The organism is Pseudomonas sp. TE21435, from assembly GCF_056279265.1.
Genome location: NZ_JBWBQZ010000001.1, coordinates 4,716,824 through 4,736,796 on the forward strand (window position 1 = coordinate 4,716,824; position 19,973 = coordinate 4,736,796).

Here is a 19,973-nt window from a genome sequence, read left to right on the forward strand (position 1 = left end):
CGAGATATGGCCTTACAGGCCGAGCTTGGCCATTCGGGTTTTGACGGAGGCTTCGATCCCTGCCGCATCCAGCCCGCACTCGGCCAGCATCTGCGCAGGCTTGGCGTGCTCGACATAGATATCCGGCAGCCCCAGGTGCAGCAGCGGCTTGACCACCGCTTCGCGGGCGAGGAACTCGCCGACCGCTGCGCCGGCGCCACCCATGATGGCATTCTCTTCGATGGTCACCAGCAACTCATGGCTGGCGGCCATTTCCAGCACCAGCGCCTCGTCCAGAGGCTTGACGAAACGCATGTCGACCACGGTGGCGTCGATCTGCTCGGCCACCTGCAGGGCTTCGGCCAGCTGTACGCCGAACACCAGCAGGGCAACCTTGCCACCCTGGCGGCGGACCACGCCCTTGCCGATTTCCAGGGGCTCCAGGTCGCCGCTGATCGGCGCGTTGGGGCCGGTGCCACGTGGGTAGCGCACGGCGGCCGGGCCCTTGTAATGGTGGCCGGTGCTGAGCATCTTGCGCAGCTCGTTCTCGTCGCTCGGAGTCATCACCAGCATGCCGGGGATGCAACGCAGGTAGGACAGGTCGTAGGCGCCGGCGTGGGTCGGGCCGTCCTCGCCGACCAGGCCGGCGCGGTCGATGGCGAACAGCACATCGAGGTCCTGTACCGCCACGTCGTGGATCAGCTGGTCATAGGCGCGTTGCAGGAAGGTCGAGTAGATCGCCACCACCGGCTTGGCACCCTCGCAGGCCATGCCCGCGGCCAGGGTGACCGCGTGCTGCTCGGCGATGGCGACGTCGAAGTAGCGCTCCGGGTAGCGTTCGCTGAAGTCGATCAGGTCCGAGCCTTCCTTCATCGCCGGGGTGATGCCCACCAGGCGATTGTCGGCGGCGGCCATGTCGCACAGCCACTGGCCGAACACCGAGGCGTATTTCGGGCCGCTGGTCTTCTTCGGCGCGACCGGCTTGTCGGCCGGCTCCAGCTTGGTGATGGCGTGGTAGCCGATCGGGTCGACCTCGGCCGGGGCGAAGCCCTTGCCCTTCTTGGTCACCACGTGGAGGAACTGCGGACCCTTGAGGTCGCGCATGTTGCGCAGGGTGGCGATCAGGGTCGGCAGGTCGTGGCCGTCGATCGGGCCGATGTAGTTCCAGCCCAGCTCCTCGAACAGCGTGCCCGGCACCAGCATGCCCTTGGCGTACTCCTCGGTGCGGCGGGCGATTTCCCAGGCACCGGGCAGGCGCGACAGCACTTTCTTGCTGCCTTCGCGCATGCTCGCGTAGGTGCGGCTGGAGAGGATCTTGGCCAGGTAGTTGGACAGGCCGCCGACATTGCGCGAAATCGACATGTCGTTGTCGTTGAGGATCACCAGCATGTCGGCGTTGACTTCCTGGGCGTGGTTCAGCGCCTCGAAGGCCATGCCGGCGGTCAGCGCGCCGTCGCCGATCACCGCGATCGACTTGCGCGGGTCGTTCTGCAGGCGGGCGGCGATGGCCATGCCCAGCGCGGCGCTGATCGAGGTGCTGGAGTGGCCGACGCCGAAGGTGTCGTACTCGCTCTCGCTGCGGCGCGGGAAGGCGGCGATGCCGTCCTTCTGGCGCAGGCTGAGCATGCGCTCGCGCCGGCCGGTGAGGATCTTGTGCGGGTAGGCCTGGTGGCCGACGTCCCACACCAGCCGGTCATCCGGGGTGTCGAAGACGTAGTGCAGGGCGATCGTCAGCTCGATGACGCCCAGGCCCGCACCAAAATGCCCACCGGTCTGCCCAACGGTATAGAGCAGGTCCTGGCGCAGCTCGTCGGCCAGGGTCTCCAGGTCGGCTTCGGCCAGCCGGCGCAGGCCGGCGGGCGTGTCGGCGCGGTCCAGCAACGGCGTGACCGGGCGTTCGCGGGGGATCTCTTGAAACGTCGTGGGCATCAGGCGAGTCGTTATAGGTGTGAAGACGCGGCAGTTTACCCCATTGTAGGAAAAGCTGCCCATTCAGTCGGGTGTTGAGCGGGGGCTGCGGCGCACCCCATCGCCGGCAAGCCGGCTCCCCCAGGTATCGCGTTGTCCGTGAGCGCTGGTGTGTCGGCAGCGGCGCTGATCAGTGGCGGCGTTCGACGATGTAGCGGGCCAGCGCCCGCAGTGGCTCGGCATTCTCGGCAAAGCCTGCCAGCGCGGCCAGCGCCTGGTCGCGCAGCTCCAGGGCATAGGCCTTGGCCGCCTCCAGGCCGAGCAGGGCCGGGTAGGTCGGCTTGTCGCGGGCGATATCGGCGCCCTGGCGTTTGCCCAGGGTGGTGGTGTCGCTCTCCACGTCGAGGATATCGTCCTGCACCTGGAACGCCAGGCCAATGGCCTGTGCATAAGTCTGCAGCGCATCGAGCTGGACCTGCCCGGCGCGGGCGCTGGCCAAGGCGCCGAGGCGCACGCTGGCTTCGATCAGTGCGCCGGTCTTGTGCCGGTGCATGTACTCCAGGGCTTTCTGGTCGAGCTTCAGGCCGACCGAACCGAGGTCGATGGCTTGCCCGCCGACCATGCCCGCAGGGCCGGCCGCCTTGGCCAAGGCCTGGACCATCTGCAGGCGGATGGCGTCGGGCTGCGGGCTCAGGCGCGGATCGAGCAAGGCGCTGAAGGCCAGGCTTTGCAAACCGTCGCCGGCGAGGATCGCGCACGCCTCGTCGAAGGCCTTGTGGGTGGTCGGCTGGCCGCGGCGCAGGTCGTCGTCGTCCATGGCCGGCAGATCGTCGTGTACCAGCGAGTAGGCGTGGATCAGCTCAACCGCGCAGGCGGCGCCGTTGGCCTGCTCCGCCGGTACGCCGAAGGCTTCGCAGGCGGCGTAGGCCAGCAGCGGGCGCACGCGCTTGCCGCCGTTCATCACGCTGTAGCGCATGGCGGCATAGAGGCGCTCGAGCTCCTTGGCGGGAGCCTGGAACAACGGTTCGAGCGCCGCGTCGACCCGGGCCTGGGCGCTCGCCTGGTACTGGGCGATCATGCCTCGGGCTCCGCATCGAATGGCTGCGCGGCCAGCTCGCCGTCACGCTCCAGCAGGATCTGCACCTTCTGCTCGGCCTGGGCCAGGGCGCCCTGGCAATCGCGGGTCAGGGCGATGCCTTGCTCGAAGGCGGCCAGCGACTCTTCCAGCGACAGTTCGCCGTTCTCCAGGCGCTCGACCAGGGCTTGCAGGTCGGCGAGGGATTGTTCGAAATCGATGGAGGCTTTTTTGCGGGCCATGGCGACGGTCTCGGTGGTGTTCAGAACGGCGCGACACTAGCAGAGCGGGGCAGGGGGAGCAAATCACGCAGGGTTATCGTTCGTCGCATTTTGTTGCACTTGTTCGATGTGAGCCATCTTGCAATCTGCGAAGCAATGGAATTGTGGGGGTGGCGGCCCTCTGCCATAATCCGCGCGCTCTGGCCCGTGGGCCAGCGGCTTCCCTCCCCGACGTCATGTAATGGACTACGTTGTGAGCTTCCTCTCGATCGAATTCGGCCTCTGTTTCACGCTGTTCTTCATACTTTATTGGAGCCTGTGCTGGAGTGTCCGGCTGCAGAACCTGCTGCTGCTGACGGCCAGCTATGGCCTGGTGGCCAGCTTCAGCCTGCAGTCGCTTTACATCCTGCTGGGCTACAGCGTGCTGGTGTACCTGCTCGGCCTGCTGGCGGGGCGCTACCCTGGACGCTGGTTCAGTCGCGTGCTGCTGTTGACGCTGGTGCTGGGCTGTTTCTACCTGTTCAAGTATCAGGCGTTCTTCGTCGAAGGCGCGCAGGCCGCACTGGCCACCGCCGGGTTCGACGTGGCGCTGCCGTTGCTGGAAGTGCTGGTGCCGATCGGGCTGTCGTTCTATACCTTCCATTCGGTCAGCTACCTGGTGTCGATCAACCGGCGCGAGCTGACGCCGTCGGCGCCGCTGGACCTGGCCTTGTACCTGGCGTTCTTCCCCAGCCTGGTGGCCGGGCCGGTCAACCGCGCCCTGCACATGCTGCCGCAGATCCGCCCGCCGGCCATGCGCCAGGTGCTGGAGCCGCAGCGGGCACTGGGGCTGATCGCGATGGCGGTGGTCAAGTTGTTCTTCCTCAGTGCCTGGCTGGGCAGCGAGTGGGTGGACCCGGTGTTCGACACCCCGGGCAGCGCCTCCCCCGAGCAGGTACTGTTGAGCGTGTACGGTTACAGCCTGCTGATCTACTTCAACTTCAGCGGCTACACCAACCTGGTCACCGGCATCGCCTTGTTGCTGGGGTTCCGCCTGCCGGACAACTTCGACGCGCCGTATGCCGCACACAACCTCAAGGAGTTCTGGGGGCGCTGGCACATCAGCCTGTCGCGCTTCATCCGCGACTACGTCTATATCCCGCTGGGCGGCAACCGCCAGGGCGTATGGCGCGGCAACCTGAACATGCTGCTGGCGATGCTGGTGTCCGGGCTGTGGCACGGGGCGAGCGTGAACTTCATCATCTGGGGCGCACTGCACGGCGTGGGCCTGGCCATCTCCAAGCTGTTCAGCCAGTGGTGCCCAGGGTTCGCCAACCTGCCGGGATCGGGCTTGCTGGCGCGGTTGATGACCTTCCACTACGTGGCTTTTGCCTGGATCTTCTTCCGCAGCCCGACGTTGGAGGGCGCGCTGGAGATGCTCGGCGACATCGCCCAGCTCAGCCTGGCGGGCCTGAACAGTGTCACTGGCCTGATGCTGCTGGCCTGCGTGCTGTTCGTGGCCAGTTATCCACAATGGCTGGCGCTGCTGCGCCAGAGTGGCGCGGCCTTCCAGCGCCTGCCGTGGCAGCTGTATCCGATCCCGCTCGGGGTCGGTGTGTCGCTGGTGATTTTCGCTTCGCAGTCGGGCGTGCCGGGGTTCATCTATGCAAGCTTCTGATAGCAAACAGCTGTTCCAGGTACAGATGGGCGCTGCCCGTGGCCTGTACGCGATCGTGGTCACCACCGCGCTGCTGTTCTGGCTGAACCAGGACTCGATCAAACTCTACTGCCAGCAGAAGTACCACCAGAGCTGCGAAATCCCGCTGCTGGGCCAGATGCCGGCCTGGCGCATGGGGGCGCAACTGACGGCGCTGCTGGAGGCCCGCCGTGACGACCTGCTCGAGCGCCTGCAGCCGGCGCCGCAGGTAGCCGAAGCGCCGCTGCCCGAGGTGCTGCCCGCGCCGATGCCGGTGGTCACGGTCGACCTGCAGACCCCGGCGGCGCTGGCCAAACCGCTGCCGCACGGTGCGGCGCACACGCCGGCGCCTGTTCACGTGCCCGCGCCCGTCGCTGTAACCCCGTCCGTCGCGGCAGTGCCGGCGTCAGTGCCAATGCCAGCGGCAACTCCAGCACCAGCCCCGGCGCCGGTATTGCTGCAACCGGGCACCGTGGCCTCCCTGGCCGCTGGTGACGAGGTGTTCCTGGTCGGCGATTCGCTGATGCAGGGCGTTGCCCCGCACCTGGCCAACAGCTTGCGCAAGCGTTACCAGATCCGCACCGTCAACCTCAGCAAGCAGAGCACCGGCCTTGCCTACCCGGGCTTCTTCAACTGGCCGAAGACCGTGGCCGAGACCCTCGACCACGAACCGAACGTGCGCCTGATGGTAGTGTTCCTCGGCCCCAACGACCCGTGGGACATGCCCCAGGGCAAAGGCAAGCCGTTCCTGCGCTTCAAGTCGCCGGAATGGGAGGTGGCCTATCGCGCCCGGATCGATTCGATCCTCGAGCAGGCCCGCACGCACAACGTGCAGGTTATCTGGGTCGGACCGCCGAACATGGAGAAGGCGCGGCTGTCCACCGCCATGGGTTACCTCAGCGGGCTCTACCAGGAGCAGACCGCGCTGTACGGCCAGTACTACGTGTCGGCCAACCCGATCCTCGGCTACGCCGACGCCAGCTTCGCGTACACGGTGCAGACCGCGCAGGGCAAGCGGGTGAAGGTGCGGGTCGACGATGGCATTCATTTCACCATCACAGGCCAGAAGATGATCGCCGAGCAGATACTGTCGCTGATCAGCTTTCCAGGCCTGACCGTAACAGGACATTGAGATGCGCCAATGGCATCACCTGCTGGGCCTGGCCCTGCTGATCAGCGCCGCGCCGGGTTGCAGCACCGGCGCCAACAGCGTGAGCGCCCAGCCCGCGGCGCGGCCCACCGCCGCGCCCGCCAGCCGCCAGGACGGCAACGTCGCCCTGCTCGCCGGCAAGCTGCGCAATGCCGGGCGTGCCCCGGTTGCCATCGTCCAGCTGGGTGATTCGCACACCGCCGCCGACCTGTTCAGCGGCGAGCTGCGCCGCCTGCTGCAGGCACGCTACGGCGACGGTGGCATTGGCCTGGTGCCGGCCTCGCCGGTGCCGGGGATCCGTAACGACCGGGTGATCATCAAGAGCGAGAAGCGCCAGTGGGAGCTGGTGTCGGCGCGCAACCAGCACAGCCATCAGTTTCCGCTGGGCGGCTACCTGTCGCTGCCGCAGGCCAACCGTTCCAGCGTGATGCTGCAAGCGCGGGACGAGGACCGCCAGCGCTACAAGGTCTCGGCGTTGTACCAGTCCAGCGGGAGTGCCAGCCTGCTGGTCAATGGCGGCCAGCGCCGGGTGTTGCCGGCTAGCAACGGCCAGTGGCGCTTCAGCCCGGCGTTCGCCAATGTCGGCCTGCCGGTGCAACTGACGGTGGAGGGTGGCCGTGGCGTCGCCTTGGGTGGCTGGTACCTGCAGGGGCAGAAGAATGCCGGGGTGATCTATTCGACGCTGGGCATCAACGGCGCGCGCCTGGAGGTGGTGGACAAGTGGCAGGCGGGTTGGCGCAACAGCCTCAAGGCCGTGCGGCCGGACCTGGTGATCCTGGCCTACGGCACCAATGAGGCGTTCGACGACAAGCTCGACCTGGCGCTGTACCAGGCGCAGCTGGAGGCGACCCTTACGGGCGTGCGCAAAGACCTGCCACAGGCGGCGATACTGCTGGTCGGCCCGCCGGACTCGATCAAGCAGCGCAAGGCGCGCAGTTGCGCGGCGCGCCAGCCGCAACCGCTGGCCTCGGTGATCCGTATCCAGAAGCAGATGGCGCGCAAGCACAAGGCGCTGTTCTGGGATTGGCAGGGGTTTATGGGCGGGCCGTGCTCGATCGCCGGCTGGCAAGCGCAGGGGCTGGCGCGGCCTGATCTTGTCCATCTGACAGCCGATGGCTATCGCAAGAGTGCGGCGGGGTTGTATGAGTATCTGAAGGGGCCGTTGGGGTTGCGTTGAGGCCTGGCCTCATCGCGGGGCCAGCCCGCCCCCACGAAGCACCTTGGTACTTGGCGTGGGAGCGGGCTTGCCCCGCGATGCCTTTGGATCAGGCCGGCTCGGCCTCCAGCTCAACCATCGCCTCGCGATAGCGCGCCAGCTCCTCGATGGTCAGCACCGGCAGGTTGTACTGCCGCGCATACACCGCCACCTGCTCGCCCCGGGCCATGCTGCCATCGGGGTTCATCAGTTCGCACAGCACCGCCGCCGGGCGCAGGCCGGCCAGGCGGGCCAGGTCCACCGAGCCTTCGGTGTGGCCGCGACGGGTCAGCACGCCGCCGTCACGGGCGCGCAGCGGGAACACATGCCCTGGGCTGACGATATGGCGCTGTTGCGCGGTGGAGCGCAGCGCGGCTTCGATGGTGGTGATGCGGTCCTGGGCCGACACGCCGGTGCTGACCCCTTCGGCCGCTTCGATGGTGACGGTGAAACCGGTGCCATGGCGGGCCTGGTTGTTCTGCACCATCGGCGCCAGCTGCAGGGCGTCGACGGTGGCTTCGTCCAGGCACAGGCAGACGATGCCGCTGCAATCGCGGATCATCATGGCCATGGTCTGCAGCGACAGGTTCTCGGCGGCGGCGACGATGTCGGCTTCGTCCTCGCGGTCGTCGTCGTCGAGCAGCAGCACCGGGCGCCCGGCCTGGAAGGCGGCGATGGCGGCGCTGACGTTGGGGAATTGCTTGTTAAGCGGGGTGGACATGAAACGCTCCTCGTGAATGATCGATGAACGTCTCGGGGCGAACAAAATGCGCGCGCAAGGGCGCCTGGACGGCCCCTGCCAAACGCCTTCTTTCATCCGGACTATGACCGTCGGCCCTGGAATCTCACCAGATCTGCTGACCCCCGGCGTGGCCGGGGCGCTCGCGGGCTCATCTTTCGATTTACCGCCGGTGGGGACTTTCACCCCGCCCTGAAGACCGGGCAAGCATACCGTACCGAGCCAGCCTGATGGCAAGCCCTACGACTTTAGTTGCTGCCACTCCAGCCCGAACCGCGCCAGGTACTTGCGCAGGCGGTCGGCGTCGTTGGGGTTGGCCTTCTCCTGGCGTGATACCGCGAACAGCTGGCGCCCGGCCTCGGACAAGCTCTGGGCGCGGCGGCACACATCGATCACCGCCTGCAGTTGTACCTGGTCGAACAGGTCCAGTTCGCGGCCGGCCAGCAGCGGCTCGGTTGCCGATCCCAGGCCCCAGGCATAGCGCAGCCGAGCGATCTCTTCCTCGACCAGTGCCTCGTCGATGCGCCCGCTGTCGGCCAGGGTCGCCATGCGCGTGATCGATGCCGACAGCTCGCGGAAGTTGCCGGCCCAGCGTGCTTCGCTGGCGTGGGCGAAGGCGAGGTAGCGGCGCTTGGCTTCGAGATTGAAGCGCACCTGGCGGCCTTGTTCGCGGGCGTGGCGTTGCAGCTCGAAGTCGAGGTTCGGCTCGATGTCCTCGCGGCGTTCGGCCAGGCCAGGCAGGCCGAAGGTCCACAGGTTGATGCGGGCGAACAGGTCTTCGCGGAACGAGCCGTCGGCGACCTTGGCGCGCAGGTCGCGGTGGGTGCCGACGATCAGTTGGAAGTTGCTTTCCACCTCGCGGTCGGCGCCCAGCGGGAAGAAGCGTTTTTCTTCGATGGCCTTGAGGAGCATGGCCTGTTCGTCGGCGCCCAGTTCACCGATCTCGTCGAGGAACAACATGCCGCCGTCGGCCGCGCGCAGCAGGCCGTCGCGGGCGTTCTGCGCGCCGGTGAAAGCGCCCTTTGTGTGACCGAACAGGGTCGACATCGCGCCGTCGCCGCGCAGGGTTGCGCAGTTCACCTCGATGAAGCGCCCGCCCAGTAGGTGGCGGCCGCGCTTGAGCTCGTGGACGCGACGGGCCAGGAACGACTTGCCGGCACCGGTCGGGCCAACCAGCAGCATCGGCGCCTTGGAGCGCAGGGCGACCCGTTCGATCTGCTCGATGGTGCGGTTGAACCCGGGGTTGCGCGTGGCGATGCCGGACTTGAGCAGCGACTGCCCCTCGACCTGTTCCCGGCGAAAGCGCGAGGCGATCGGGTCGTAGCGCGACAGGTCGAGGTCGATCAGCGTGGCGATGCCGGCCGGGTCGCTGTTTTCGTCGTGCTTGCGCGAGGGCGAGGTCTGCACCAGGCGCGCCGGCAGGTAGCGCGCCTCGGTGAGCAGAAACCAGCAGATCTGCGCGACGTGGGTGCCGGTGGTGATATGCACCAGGTAGTCCTCGTGCTCGGTGTCGAAGCTGTAGCCGCTGGCGAAGTCGTGCAGGGCGCCGTAGACCTCCTCGAAATCCCACGGGTTGCGCAGCGCCAGAGGATGCAGGCGCACCTCGGTGCCGGGCGAGACCTGCTGGATGTCGGCGCGGATCTTCTCGGCCAGGCCAAGGTCGCGCGCGCCGGGGCCGTGAATCAGTTCCAGGCGATCAAGAGGCAGATCGGGTTGCTGGCACAGGCTGATGGTCGGCCTCCACCGGTTCCAGCGTGCGGCGCCCTTGCCGTTGCGATCGAGGGTGGTGCCGAGAAAGCCGATGGCGACGAGAGGCTTGGTCATCCGTGATTATCCAATAAGATAAATAGGTATCTAAGGGTATATGAAAATTGAAATCGTCATGACCATTGCAGTGTGCCGTTGAAATCGTAAATTGACATTAAATCGTTATAAATCAGATAGTTAATAAATATTTTGAGTGTCGGATAAAAACTGGCACGCCGCTCGCTATATCCCTTTCGACCGCATCGCCAGGCAGGCCCTCGGGTCAGGGGATATCAACCCCCGCCGGTGCACGTACCCACCCTCAGGTGTCGGTGTCGTGCATGCCGCCGCCGCATCGACCGGTCACTGCGGCGCAAGCCTGTAAACAGGCTTGCGAGGCGCTCGCCGGGCCAAGTCCCGGCACTACCCTCCACGGTAGCTACAACCGCAACACCCGCAGGTGGGGCACAGGCAACGCAACCAGGGCCAGGATGGTCCGCTTTTGCGAAGGACGCCTGAGCCACCGCTGGCCCACCCGGCCCGCCGGCCGGGCCTGGCGCAACGATGGAGGCCGCCGGAGCAAGCGCTCCCGGCCCCGGACTCCGCCAGGCTTCGCCTACGGCGCTCGGTGAGTCAGCGACCCCTGCAACCAAGGACATTGATAAAAGGATGAGCAAGATGAAACTGTTGAAACGCTTTGTGGTGAAGAAAAACGAACGTGGCCTGCTGATGAGCGAAGGCGACTTCGTGTCGATTCTCGAGCCTGGCCAGTACCAGCGTTTCGACTGGCAAGACCGGCTGACGGTGACCACCTTCAGTCTCCAATCCCCGCTGTTCGACCACCCGCTGGCGCAGTACCTGCGTGGGCATGAACCAGCTCTGGTCGAGCAGCATTTCGAAGCCATGGACCTGGCGCAGCACGAGGCCGGCCTGCGTTTCGAGAACGGCCGCCTGGTCGAGTTGCTGGCACCGGACAGTCGCCGCCTGTACTGGAAAGGCCAGGTCGAGCATGGCTTGCAGCGCATCGATCTGAACAAGGGCCGGCGCCTGGACGATGAGCTGGTGGTGCGCCTGAACCGCCCCGGCGTAGCCGGTACGGAGCTGGTCCTGCTGGCACTGGTGCCGGCGTTCCATGTCGGTGTGCTGAAGATCGACGGCGTGGTTGTCGGATTGCTCGAGCCGGGCCGGCATGGCTACTGGCGCTGCGGCAGCCAGGTAGTGGTCGAGATGGTCGATACCCGTCTGCAGGCACTGGAGGTAAACGGCCAGGAGATCCTCACACGCGACAAGGTCAGCCTGCGCCTGAGCCTGGTGGCCAACTGGCGTTACAGCGATGTGCTCGGCGCCCACGGGCAGATGAGCAAACCGGTGGAGCACCTGTACCGCGAACTGCAGTTCGGTTTGCGTGCCGCGGTGGGCACCCGCACCCTCGACGAACTGCTGGAAGACAAGCAGTCCATCGACGGTAGCGTCACCGAGCACCTGCTGGCGCACCTGCAAGGCAGTGGCCTGGAGGTGAGCAGCCTGGGGGTGCGCGACATCATCCTGCCGGGCGAAATGAAAACCCTGCTGGCGCAAGTAGTGGAAGCAGAGAAGGCCGCCCAGGCCAACGTGATCCGCCGGCGTGAGGAAACCCAGGCGACCCGCTCGCTGCTCAACACCGCCAAGGTGATGGAAGGCAACCCGACGGCCCTGCGCCTGAAGGAGCTGGAAACCCTGGAGCGGGTGGCCGAGCGTATCGACCGGATTTCGGTGTTCGGTGGCCTGGATCAGGTATTGAATGGCATGGTCAGCCTCAAGGCGGGTTGACCCTTTGCGACACGACGTAACGCAACAAGGAACAAGGTAATGAACATACTCGAAGTGGCGGGCGGCAAGCCGATCAAACTGTGGACCGACGGTGTACCGGTCGAGGACGACGCCCGCAGGCAACTGATGAACACGGCGAAGATGCCGTTCATCTTCAAGCATCTGGCGGTGATGCCGGACGTGCACCTGGGCAAGGGCTCGACCATCGGCAGCGTGATCCCCACTGTGGGCGCGATCATCCCCGCGGCGGTGGGCGTGGACATCGGTTGCGGCATGATCGCCGCGCGCACCTCGCTGCACGCCCGCGACCTGCCGGACAACTTGCATGGCCTGCGTACAGCCATCGAGAAGGCCGTGCCCCATGGCAAGACCTTCGGCCGTCGCGATCAGGGCGCCTGGGACAACGTGCCGGAGCAGGCCGACCAGATGTGGAGCGGACTCGCTGGGCGCTTCAAGGCCATCACCGAGAAGTACCCGCGGCTGGAGAAGACCAACAACCGCCAGCACCTGGGAACGCTGGGGAGCGGCAACCATTTCATCGAGGTCTGCCTGGACGAGGCCGACCGCGTCTGGTTCATGCTGCACAGCGGGTCGCGCGGTGTGGGTAATGCCATCGGCAACCTGTTCATCGAACTGGCCCAGGCCGACATGCGCCAGCACATGGTCAACCTGCCGGACCGTGACCTGGCGTACTTCGAGGAAGGCAGCCGCCACTTCGCCGACTACGTCGAGGCGGTGGAATGGGCGCAGGATTTCGCCCGGCATAATCGCGAGCTGATGATGCTGGCGGTGGTCGCCGCCACCCGCAAGGTACTGGGAAGGCCGTTCGAGGCCAGCCTCGAAGCAGTCAACTGCCACCACAACTACGTGCAGAAAGAGCAGCATTTCGGCCGCGAGGTATTGGTGACCCGCAAGGGGGCGGTGTCGGCACAGAAGGGCCAGCTGGGCATCATCCCGGGCTCGATGGGCGCCAAGAGCTTCATCGTTCGCGGCTTGGGTAACGAGGAATCGTTCTGCTCGTGCAGCCATGGCGCGGGCCGGGTGATGAGCCGCACGAAGGCCAAGAGCCGCTTCACCGTCGAGGACCAGCAGCGCGCCACCGCCCATGTGGAGTGCCGCAAGGACAAGGATGTGATCGACGAGATCCCGATGGCCTACAAGGACATCGATGCGGTGATGCAGGCCCAGCGGGAGTTGGTCGAAGTGGTGCACACCCTGCGTCAGGTAGTGTGCGTGAAAGGTTGAAGCGGGCGACAGCGGCCAGCTGGATGGGTACCTGCGCGGCATCGTCCAACGCAGCGCGTCGCAGGAACTGCGCACTGCATCGCTGTAGCAGCGACCGTGTGCCACGGGGTTGGGTACCCGCATGGGCTGCCCTGAATCCAGCTATTCGGGTGCTCGACCGAGTGTCACAGGCGTATTGCCGACTCAAACGGATTCCGGTATTGGTAGTGGCTCTTTGATATCTATTTGCTTTCCGGTCAGCCGTTCAGGGCCCGACCGTGCCACTCGAACCCCAGCAGTTCACGATTTTCCGCACCCACCCGGTTGATTGAAGTGACACAGGAGTCGTCATGCAGGCAGCGAAAGAGCTCGATCAGGTCACCAACGTGAGTTTCCTCTTCGGCATTGCCAAAGTGCAGGCCGAGGCGCCACCGGACTATGCCCGTCAACACCTGCTGCGTTACCTCGCAGAGTATGGCGAGCAGGGCGTGGATGAAGAGCGTCTGCAGCAGATGACCAGGCTGATGGCCGCTATCCCGCTCACCTCGGCCGATACCTTGCCGACGTTGCGCGATTCGGTGCTCAGGCAGCATGCCGCGCGCACTGCCTGCATCCGCCAGGCTGTGGAGCGCCAAACGCCATTGCTGGAAGGCGAAACCTTGCTGGAGGAGAGCTTTGCGTTTCTCGGCAAACCATACAACGGCTGTCGTGTCCGTTCGGTGGCACTGTTGCGCACTACCAACTATGGGCAATTGGTGTACCTGTTCAAGGATGTGGTGGTGGGGCAGGATGGCCAGTTGCTGTTCATCGAGGCAGTTGGCCCGGTGAGCTCGCCAGCAGCGGATCTGGAGCTGAGCTCGACGGATGTCGTTGCAGCGGCATTCGGTGAGCTGGGTGGCAAGCTGGCCACGTCCCTGGCCTCCGCTGTCGGTGGTGCAATTGGCAAGGCACTGTTCGAGCAGGCCTTTCCGCCAGGTGTGCCGAGCTACTTCGACCAGGTCTATGTTGAGCTCAAACGGATTGTCGGTGGTGAATTGCAGCAGAGCCTGATCGACAGCATCGACGGCTCGATCAAGAGCATCCAGCAGCATCTGGAGACCGAATACCTGCCGGCCAAGGAATCACTCGACCTCACGCTGCTGGAGGATCGCAAGCAACTGTTCGCGCTGTTGCAGAAGTACGAGACCACTTACCTCTCCGGCCCGGGCGGGATGCTGGGCACGCTGATGAACGAGAAGTACGCCAAGCTCGGTTTCGGCGTGTTCCTGATTGCCGCCGGTGTGCAACTGGCGTTGTTCCAGGAGATGGCTTTTGTCGATCCGAACGGCCTGGGACGCGATGGCACGCTTCGCAGCCCGCTGCAGTCCAGTTATGGCCAGCCCAAGACCGGCACGGTTGCCAGGGCCGCGAAGATGTACGCCGAGTTCGCCGCCGAGCTGTGGCCGCGGATCATCAAGGACCGTGAAGCGAAGATCAGCCATGATGTGCGCAACATGTGCGCGCCGGGTGATACCGGGGGTACCAGCTGCCACCGCTATGGGTGGCTTGACGATGAACTCGAGCGTAGTGTGCTGCTGCCGTGCACCTGGAAAACCAAGGTGACGCTGTACCGTGTCTGTGATGGTGACAAGAGTGGCAAGAACCCCAACCTCGACTTCATGAACGAGCGTTTCGCGAATTACCCGGTGGAGCGGGTCGAGGCGCTGCGCAAGTCGTTGGGTGTGCCGGAAACCATCATCGAGCAGTGGAGAAGCCTCATCGAGACGCCGGTCCGGCCAGCGCCCGAGCCTGTTCGCCAGGCCTGATGGGTGAGGCGCTGGCCCGATGATTGGCCGGCGCCTGCGGGCGGCCCTTACCTGTACATCCCTTCCACCACCCTACGCAGCGAGGCTGCCAGCATCGGGCCGTGCCCCAACCCCGGGAAGCGTTCGTAGCGAACCTGCAGCCCTGGCACCTGCGCCAGTGCGCCGGCGAGGTCATGCAGCGCTTTGCCACTCTCGTCGCCCGGTGAGCCGTGTGGCTCGCCAGGCTCGTCGGTGCCTCGCATCAGCAGCAGGTTCGGGCGACTGTCGCTCACGTGCAGCCCTTGCGCCTCTGCGACGATGGCACCGTCATTCCACCACAACGATGGGCTGGCAGCCGCGTAGCTGCTGAACATCCCTGGGCGGGTGAACAGCGTATGCAGTACAGCAAGCCCGCCATAGGAATGGCCCCAGAGGGTTTGCCGTTGTGGATCGATGGGCGCGACCGTGGCGACCATCGGGCGCATGCGTCGCTCGAGCAAGTCGAGAAACCCGTCGATACCACCGCTGGGCTGGCCGGTCAGTGGGTCATGCTGGTCAACCCGGCCTGGCACCGTGGGGGTGTAGTCGTAGGTGCGGGCACTGCGCTCGATGCGTTGGTCGGTCTGATAACCGATGGCAACCAGCAGGGGGGCCTGCCCGCTCGCCAACTGCTCCAGTTGTTGCGGTTCGAGGGTACCAATGGCGGCATTGCCATCGAGCATCCACAGCACCGGGTAACCGCTGGCAGGTGCAGGGTGCAGCGGTTTTCCCACCCACAGGCGGTAGTGGCGCCGGCCGTCCGCCGAGTCCAGGTCAAGGTGGCTGAAGCGATAGGCCAGGTCCTGGCGCTGCAGCAGGGTGCGGTCCATTTTTTGCTCAGGTTGGGGGCGCGCATAGGCGGGCGCGGTCATCGCCAGTGCCAGTACGAGCGGAAGAATCTTCATCGGGCGTACTCCTTGTAGCGTCCAGGGCAGGCCGCCGCTGCGTCGATGGCGTCGCGGCGGCACAGGTTCAGAAGGAGGCGGTCAGGCTGGTATAGAGGGTGCGGCCCGGTTCGTTGTAGGTGGCCGCGCCCGCGCCCTCGATCCCGTTCACCGCCTGGGCGTTGCCGGCGCGGTACAGGCGCTTGTCGAACAGGTTGTCGATGCCGGCGGTGACGCTCAGGTTTTTAGTGAGCGCATAGGTGCCGCTGGCGCCGACCAGCGCGTAGGGTGCCACCTGGTCGTTGGCGGTGCCGGTGACCCGCTTGCCCTGGTAGTCGTACTTCTTCGGCGTCTGCTTGCCATACCAGGCCACGCTCAGCTGCAGCGACAGGTCGTCGGAGGCTTGCCAGTCGAGCATCGAATTGAGGGTGTAGGCCGGGGTCACCGACAGGGTCTCGCCAGTGGTCTTGTTCTTCGATTGCAGCATGTAGGTGAAGTTGTTGCTCCACTTCAGCTGTTCGCTCAGCGGGATGGTCAGGGTGCCCTCGAGGCCCTCGACCAGCGCTTTGGGGATGTTCTCCCACTGGTAGAGGGTGGCGTTGGCGTTGGCGCCGGTGCCACCGGCTGCCTGGCCGATGCCGCTCAGGCCCGAGTCGATCTTGTTCTTGTAGTCGTTGCGAAAGTACGTCAGGCCGGCGACCCAGCCGTTGTCCTGGAACTCGATGCCCAGTTCCTTGTTGACGCTGGTCTCGGCCTCCAGGTGCGCGTTGCCCTGCAGGTAGCAGCTGGTGCTCTGCCCGTAGCAGCCCTGGCCACGGCTGTAGAGCAGGTAGTCGGGGTTGAGCTGGTACAGGTTCGGCGCCTTGTAGGCGCGGGCGATGCCGGCCTTCAGCGTCAGGGTGTCGCTCAGCGCGTGGGACAGGTTGAGCGACGGGCTCCAGTTGTCGCCGACGATGCTGTGGTGATCGAAGCGCAGCGCCGGAGTGAGCATGGTGCCGGGCAGCAGTTCGATGTTGTCCTCGGCAAACAGCGAGAAGATCTGCGCCTGGCTGCTGGTGCTGCGGCCGCTGCTGGTCAGGCCGGGCACGCTGCCGCCTTCGCTGGTGGTCTGGGTATTGGCGCTGGGGTCGTCGAGCTTCTGCTGGCTCCACTCGCTACCCAGGGTCAGGGTCTGGTCGCGCCAGGCGTGCAGTGGCAGGTTGAGCTCGCCGTGGGCGGTCAGGTCGCGCAGGGTCGAGGTGTAGAAGTCGGTGTTGCTGAAGATACCTTCGGTGCCACCGGCCAGGCCTTCGTTGATGCGCTGGTTGCGGGTCTTCTCGTATTGCAGGAAGGCCATGCTGCTGCCGAAATCCCAGTCGCCCCGGTGGGTGATGGCGAAGCTCTCGCGGTAGAGTATGTTGGTCTCCTTGCCCAGCATGCTTTTGACGTTGGCATTGGAGTTGGTGTTCTGGGTATCGCCTGCGTACAGGTTGCCCTGGCGGCTGAAGCCGGCTTCGAGTTCCAGGGTCTGTTCCGGGGTCAGGCGCCAGCTCAGCAGGCCGTTGAGGTCCTTGTTGCGCACACCTTCTCGGCCAGCGGGCAGGGTACCGGCCTGGGAGCCGGAGCGTGCGGACTCGTGGCCGGCGTTGATGTCCCAGTCGTCCGCGTCGGTCTTGGCCACGTTGCCGTACACCCGATAGCTGAGGGTGTCGGTGAGTGGGCCGTTGAGGCCGAAGCTCACGCGCTTGGTGGCGCCTTCGTCACCGTGCTGCGGGAAGTTCTGGTACACGGTCATGTTGCCGTGGGGCTCGCCCGCCGCTTGCTTGGTGATGATATTGATCACCCCACCCATGGCCCCGGAACCATAGCGTGCCGCCGCCGGGCCGCGGATCACTTCGATGCGCTCGACCTGGTCGGCCGGCACCCAGTTGGTGTCGCCGCGCGAGTCGCGTTCGCCACGCCAGCCGTAGCGTACTGAGCTGCGGCTGCTGACCGGCTTGCCATCGACCAGGATCAGGGTGTTCTCCGGCCCCATGCCACGAATGTCGATCTGACGGTTGTTGCCGCGTTGACCGCTGGTGGAGTTGCCGGTCAGGTTGACCCCCGGCATGGTGCGGATGATCTGCGACAGGTCGTTGGCCGGCGGGCGCTTCTTGATGTCTTCGGCGGTGATGATCGAAACACCGGGCGCCTGCTTGGTCTCTTCCAGCGCGGTGGCCACCACGTTCTGGCTTTCCAGCTCGATCGGTGCGGGCTGGTTGGCGGCGTGCACGGCGCTGCTCAGCAGGCAGCTGGACAGCAGCAGGAAGGGTGATAGGCAAAGCGGGCGGGGCGACATGTGTGATCTCCGGCGCGGCGGGCTGATTTCAAGAGATCACAGATGGTAATAGCTCTTATTTGAGAGTAAAGCGCATTAACTTTCTAAACACTTTCGGCCGCGGGCAGCAGCAGGTGCAGGCACAACCCAGGGTAGCCATTGCTCGCCCAGAGCCGTCCGCCCTGCAGCTCGATGGCGCGCCGGGCGATGGCCAGGCCCAGGCCGAAACCGGCGCCGCTGCCGGGCAGGCGGCGATAGGCCTGGAAGATCGGTTCGAGCTCCGCCTCCGGCACCCCAGGCCCGTGGTCGCGCAGGCACAGGTGCCAGTGCGTGCCCTCGCGCCAGCCCTCCAGGCTGACCTGGCCACCGGCGGGCGAATGACGGATGGCGTTGCGCAGCAGGTTTTCCAAGGCCTGGGCCAGGCTGTCCAAGTGGGCCTGCACCACGCAGTCGAGGCCGAGCGAGCAGGGCAGTCGCGCCATCGCCCAGCCGCTCTCGAAGCAGCTGTCCTGCACCAGCGCTTCCCACACCGAGAGCACCAGCACCGGCTCGGTCGCCAGTTGCGGCTGCTCGGTGTCCAGCCACGCCAGGTCGAGGGTGTCCTCCAGCAGTTTCTGCATGTCGTCCACTTCCCGGTCCAGGCGCTGGCGCAACTGCTCCGGGGGCAGGCCGCTGTCATGGGCGATGCGCAGGCGCGCCAGTGGCGTGCGCAGTTCGTGGGACAGCGTGCGCAACAGCAAGCGTTGCTGGTCGAGGCTCCTGCGCAGGCGCACGGCCATGTGCTCGAAGGCCTGGGCCAGTTCGCCCAGCTCGTCGCGGCGTTCCTGCAAGGGCAGGCGGGGGCCGTCCAAATCGTCGGCGCGCAATGCATCGGCGCGGTCGCGCAGGCGGTTGAGGGGCACGACCAGGTGGCGGTACAACGCCAGGCCCAGCAACAAGGCGAGCAGGGCAGGGGCCACGCCGTGGGTGATCACGTGGGTCCAGGGGGTCAACCCGGTCGGCAGCAGGTGCTCGGGGAGCTGAATGACCAGGCGACCCTCCTGGGGGCGGCTGGGGAACTCGATGCTCACATAGGGCAACTCGTCCTGCAGGCGCCGGCTCATGGGCCAGTCGAGCTTGCGCATGAAGGTCAGGCGGCTGGCCTCTTCGGCGCTCAGCGACGTGGTACCGAGGCTCTGCAGGTGCGGGCCGATGATGGCGACCCAGGTGTCTTCCCGGACTTCCAGTTCGCGGCGCAGGCGCTCAACGCCGACGGCGCCGTCCGTGCGCCAGGCCTGCTCGGCCTGTTCGGCGAAGCCGGCCAGGTACATCCGGTCGGCGGGGGCGAGGAAGTAGGTACTGCGTTCTACCGACAGGCCCCAGGTCCAGATCAGCCAGGTCAGCAGCAGGCAGAAACATACCTGCAGCAGCGCCAGTTTCCACAGCAGCGGATGTCGGCGCATCAGGCGCTACCCGGGTCGACCAGGATATAGCCCTGGCCACGCACGGCCTGGATCTCCAGGTGCCCCGCACCGATGGCGGCGAGTTTGCGGCGTAGGTTGCAGACATGCACATCCAGGCCGCGGTCGAGGCGGGTGTAGGCCCGGTGCAGGACGCTTTGATATAGGAAAGCCTTGCTCAGCGCCTCGCCGGGGTGGGCCTGCAAGGTCATCAGCAGGCGGTACTCGGAACCGGTCAGGCCGGCGTTCTGGCCATGGTGCGCGACATCATGGTTGGCCGTGTCGAAGTCCAGTGCGCAGGCATTGCGCGGAGCGGGCGGGCGCCGGTCCAGCGCCACCCGGCGCAGCAGGGCGTCGACCCGGGCATCGAGCTCGGCCAGGCTGAAGGGTTTGGGCAGGTAGTCGTCGGCGCCACGGGTGAAACCGCTGATGCGGTCCTGCTCGGCACCCAGGGCCGACATCAGCATCACCGGCACGGCCTGGTGCCGGCGCAGTTCGTCGAGCAGGCTGAGGCCGTCGACACCCGGGAGCATGATGTCCAGCAGCAGCAGGTCGAAGTGTGTCTGGTGTATCGCATTCAAGGTCTGGGTGCCGTTCTCGCAGGCCTGAACACTGAAGCCACGGCGCAGGAAGTGGTGTTCCAGGTCCTGGCGCAGGCGGGGATCGTCTTCGGCGAGGAGGAGCTTGGGGGACACGGGATTGCCTTGATGAGAATACATTGCAAATACGAATCATCCCATTGACGGCGGTGCTGGGGCAATGGCCAGGTGCCGGCATTTCGTCGCGTTACACGGCACATGCGGGAGCGGC

At 65.8% G+C, this 19,973-nt stretch carries 15 protein-coding genes and 1 riboswitch; of the genes, 6 read left to right on the top strand and 9 right to left on the bottom strand.

Features of this window, described 5'->3' with window-relative positions; all coding sequences use genetic code 11:
- Positions 1–12: 12 nt before the first annotated feature.
- The 3 genes from dxs to ACZ9C1_RS21400 form a co-directional block, all read right to left on the bottom strand.
- Positions 13–1,908, bottom strand: coding sequence for a 1-deoxy-D-xylulose-5-phosphate synthase (dxs, locus tag ACZ9C1_RS21390; RefSeq protein WP_258599547.1), 1,896 nt, complete (start codon positions 1,906–1,908; stop codon positions 13–15).
- Positions 1,909–2,077: 169 nt separating this feature from the next.
- Positions 2,078–2,965: a (2E,6E)-farnesyl diphosphate synthase gene (gene ispA / locus ACZ9C1_RS21395; RefSeq protein WP_277502602.1), complete on the bottom strand. Its 888-nt coding sequence runs from the start codon at positions 2,963–2,965 to the stop codon at positions 2,078–2,080.
- Positions 2,962–3,204: an exodeoxyribonuclease VII small subunit gene (locus ACZ9C1_RS21400; protein WP_011531978.1), complete on the bottom strand. Its 243-nt coding sequence runs from the start codon at positions 3,202–3,204 to the stop codon at positions 2,962–2,964. Before ACZ9C1_RS21400 ends, ispA begins: the two co-directional genes overlap by 4 nt.
- Positions 3,205–3,424: 220 nt before the next feature.
- On the opposite strand from ACZ9C1_RS21400, the gene ACZ9C1_RS21405 reads away from it, so the two are divergent.
- Genes ACZ9C1_RS21405 through ACZ9C1_RS21415 form a run of 3 tightly spaced genes read left to right on the top strand, consistent with a single transcriptional unit; the run spans position 3,425 to position 7,185 of the window.
- Positions 3,425–4,840 carry an MBOAT family O-acyltransferase gene (locus tag ACZ9C1_RS21405; RefSeq protein ID WP_277502603.1) on the top strand — a complete coding sequence of 472 codons (1,416 nt, stop codon included), beginning with the start codon at positions 3,425–3,427 and terminating at the stop codon, positions 4,838–4,840.
- Positions 4,827–5,990 (top strand): SGNH/GDSL hydrolase family protein, encoded by a 1,164-nt coding sequence (locus ACZ9C1_RS21410; protein ID WP_476254347.1) that lies wholly within the window; start codon positions 4,827–4,829, stop codon positions 5,988–5,990. The genes ACZ9C1_RS21405 and ACZ9C1_RS21410 overlap by 14 nt, the downstream gene beginning before the upstream one ends.
- 1 nt (position 5,991) lies before the next feature.
- A complete protein-coding gene (locus ACZ9C1_RS21415) occupies positions 5,992–7,185 on the top strand; it encodes an SGNH/GDSL hydrolase family protein (protein ID WP_277502605.1) in 1,194 nt (397 codons plus the stop codon).
- An 88-nt stretch (positions 7,186–7,273) separates the two neighbouring features.
- Here ACZ9C1_RS21415 and ribB read toward each other — a convergent pair whose 3' ends face one another.
- Together ribB and rtcR are read right to left on the bottom strand one after the other, a co-directional pair.
- Positions 7,274–7,924 (bottom strand): 3,4-dihydroxy-2-butanone-4-phosphate synthase, encoded by a 651-nt coding sequence (gene ribB, locus ACZ9C1_RS21420; RefSeq protein ID WP_038707266.1) that lies wholly within the window; start codon positions 7,922–7,924, stop codon positions 7,274–7,276.
- Positions 7,925–8,004: 80 nt separating this feature from the next.
- A riboswitch (FMN riboswitch) is annotated at positions 8,005–8,146 on the bottom strand.
- A 36-nt stretch (positions 8,147–8,182) separates the two neighbouring features.
- The gene (gene rtcR / locus ACZ9C1_RS21425) at positions 8,183–9,766 is read right to left on the bottom strand and encodes an RNA repair transcriptional activator RtcR (protein ID WP_476254348.1); all 1,584 of its coding nucleotides are present in this window, start codon (positions 9,764–9,766) and stop codon (positions 8,183–8,185) included.
- A 600-nt stretch (positions 9,767–10,366) separates the two neighbouring features.
- Here rtcR and ACZ9C1_RS21430 point away from each other — a divergent pair.
- The 3 genes from ACZ9C1_RS21430 to ACZ9C1_RS21440 all read left to right on the top strand — a co-directional run bounded on the left by ACZ9C1_RS21430 (position 10,367) and on the right by ACZ9C1_RS21440 (position 14,526).
- Complete coding sequence (locus tag ACZ9C1_RS21430) at positions 10,367–11,497, top strand: slipin family protein (protein ID WP_277502609.1); 1,131 nt, start codon at positions 10,367–10,369, stop codon at positions 11,495–11,497.
- A gap of 39 nt (positions 11,498–11,536) precedes the next feature.
- Positions 11,537–12,742: an RtcB family protein gene (locus ACZ9C1_RS21435; protein ID WP_277502610.1), complete on the top strand. Its 1,206-nt coding sequence runs from the start codon at positions 11,537–11,539 to the stop codon at positions 12,740–12,742.
- 329 nt (positions 12,743–13,071) lie between these two features.
- Entirely contained in the window at positions 13,072–14,526 is a 1,455-nt protein-coding gene (locus tag ACZ9C1_RS21440) for a hypothetical protein (RefSeq protein ID WP_476254349.1), read from the top strand.
- Positions 14,527–14,573: 47 nt separating this feature from the next.
- On the opposite strand, the gene ACZ9C1_RS21445 is transcribed toward ACZ9C1_RS21440, so the two are convergent.
- The 4 genes from ACZ9C1_RS21445 to ACZ9C1_RS21460 all read right to left on the bottom strand — a co-directional run bounded on the left by ACZ9C1_RS21445 (position 14,574) and on the right by ACZ9C1_RS21460 (position 19,858).
- Entirely contained in the window at positions 14,574–15,449 is an 876-nt protein-coding gene (locus tag ACZ9C1_RS21445; protein ID WP_277502614.1) for an alpha/beta hydrolase, read from the bottom strand.
- A gap of 67 nt (positions 15,450–15,516) precedes the next feature.
- Complete coding sequence (locus ACZ9C1_RS21450) at positions 15,517–17,745, bottom strand: TonB-dependent siderophore receptor (RefSeq protein ID WP_476254350.1); 2,229 nt, start codon at positions 17,743–17,745, stop codon at positions 15,517–15,519.
- A gap of 83 nt (positions 17,746–17,828) precedes the next feature.
- Positions 17,829–19,166: a HAMP domain-containing sensor histidine kinase gene (locus tag ACZ9C1_RS21455; RefSeq protein WP_102683808.1), complete on the bottom strand. Its 1,338-nt coding sequence runs from the start codon at positions 19,164–19,166 to the stop codon at positions 17,829–17,831.
- Positions 19,166–19,858, bottom strand: coding sequence for a response regulator transcription factor (locus tag ACZ9C1_RS21460; RefSeq protein ID WP_476254351.1), 693 nt, complete (start codon positions 19,856–19,858; stop codon positions 19,166–19,168). The genes ACZ9C1_RS21455 and ACZ9C1_RS21460 overlap by 1 nt, the downstream gene beginning before the upstream one ends.
- Between the last annotated feature and the right edge of the window lie 115 nt (positions 19,859–19,973).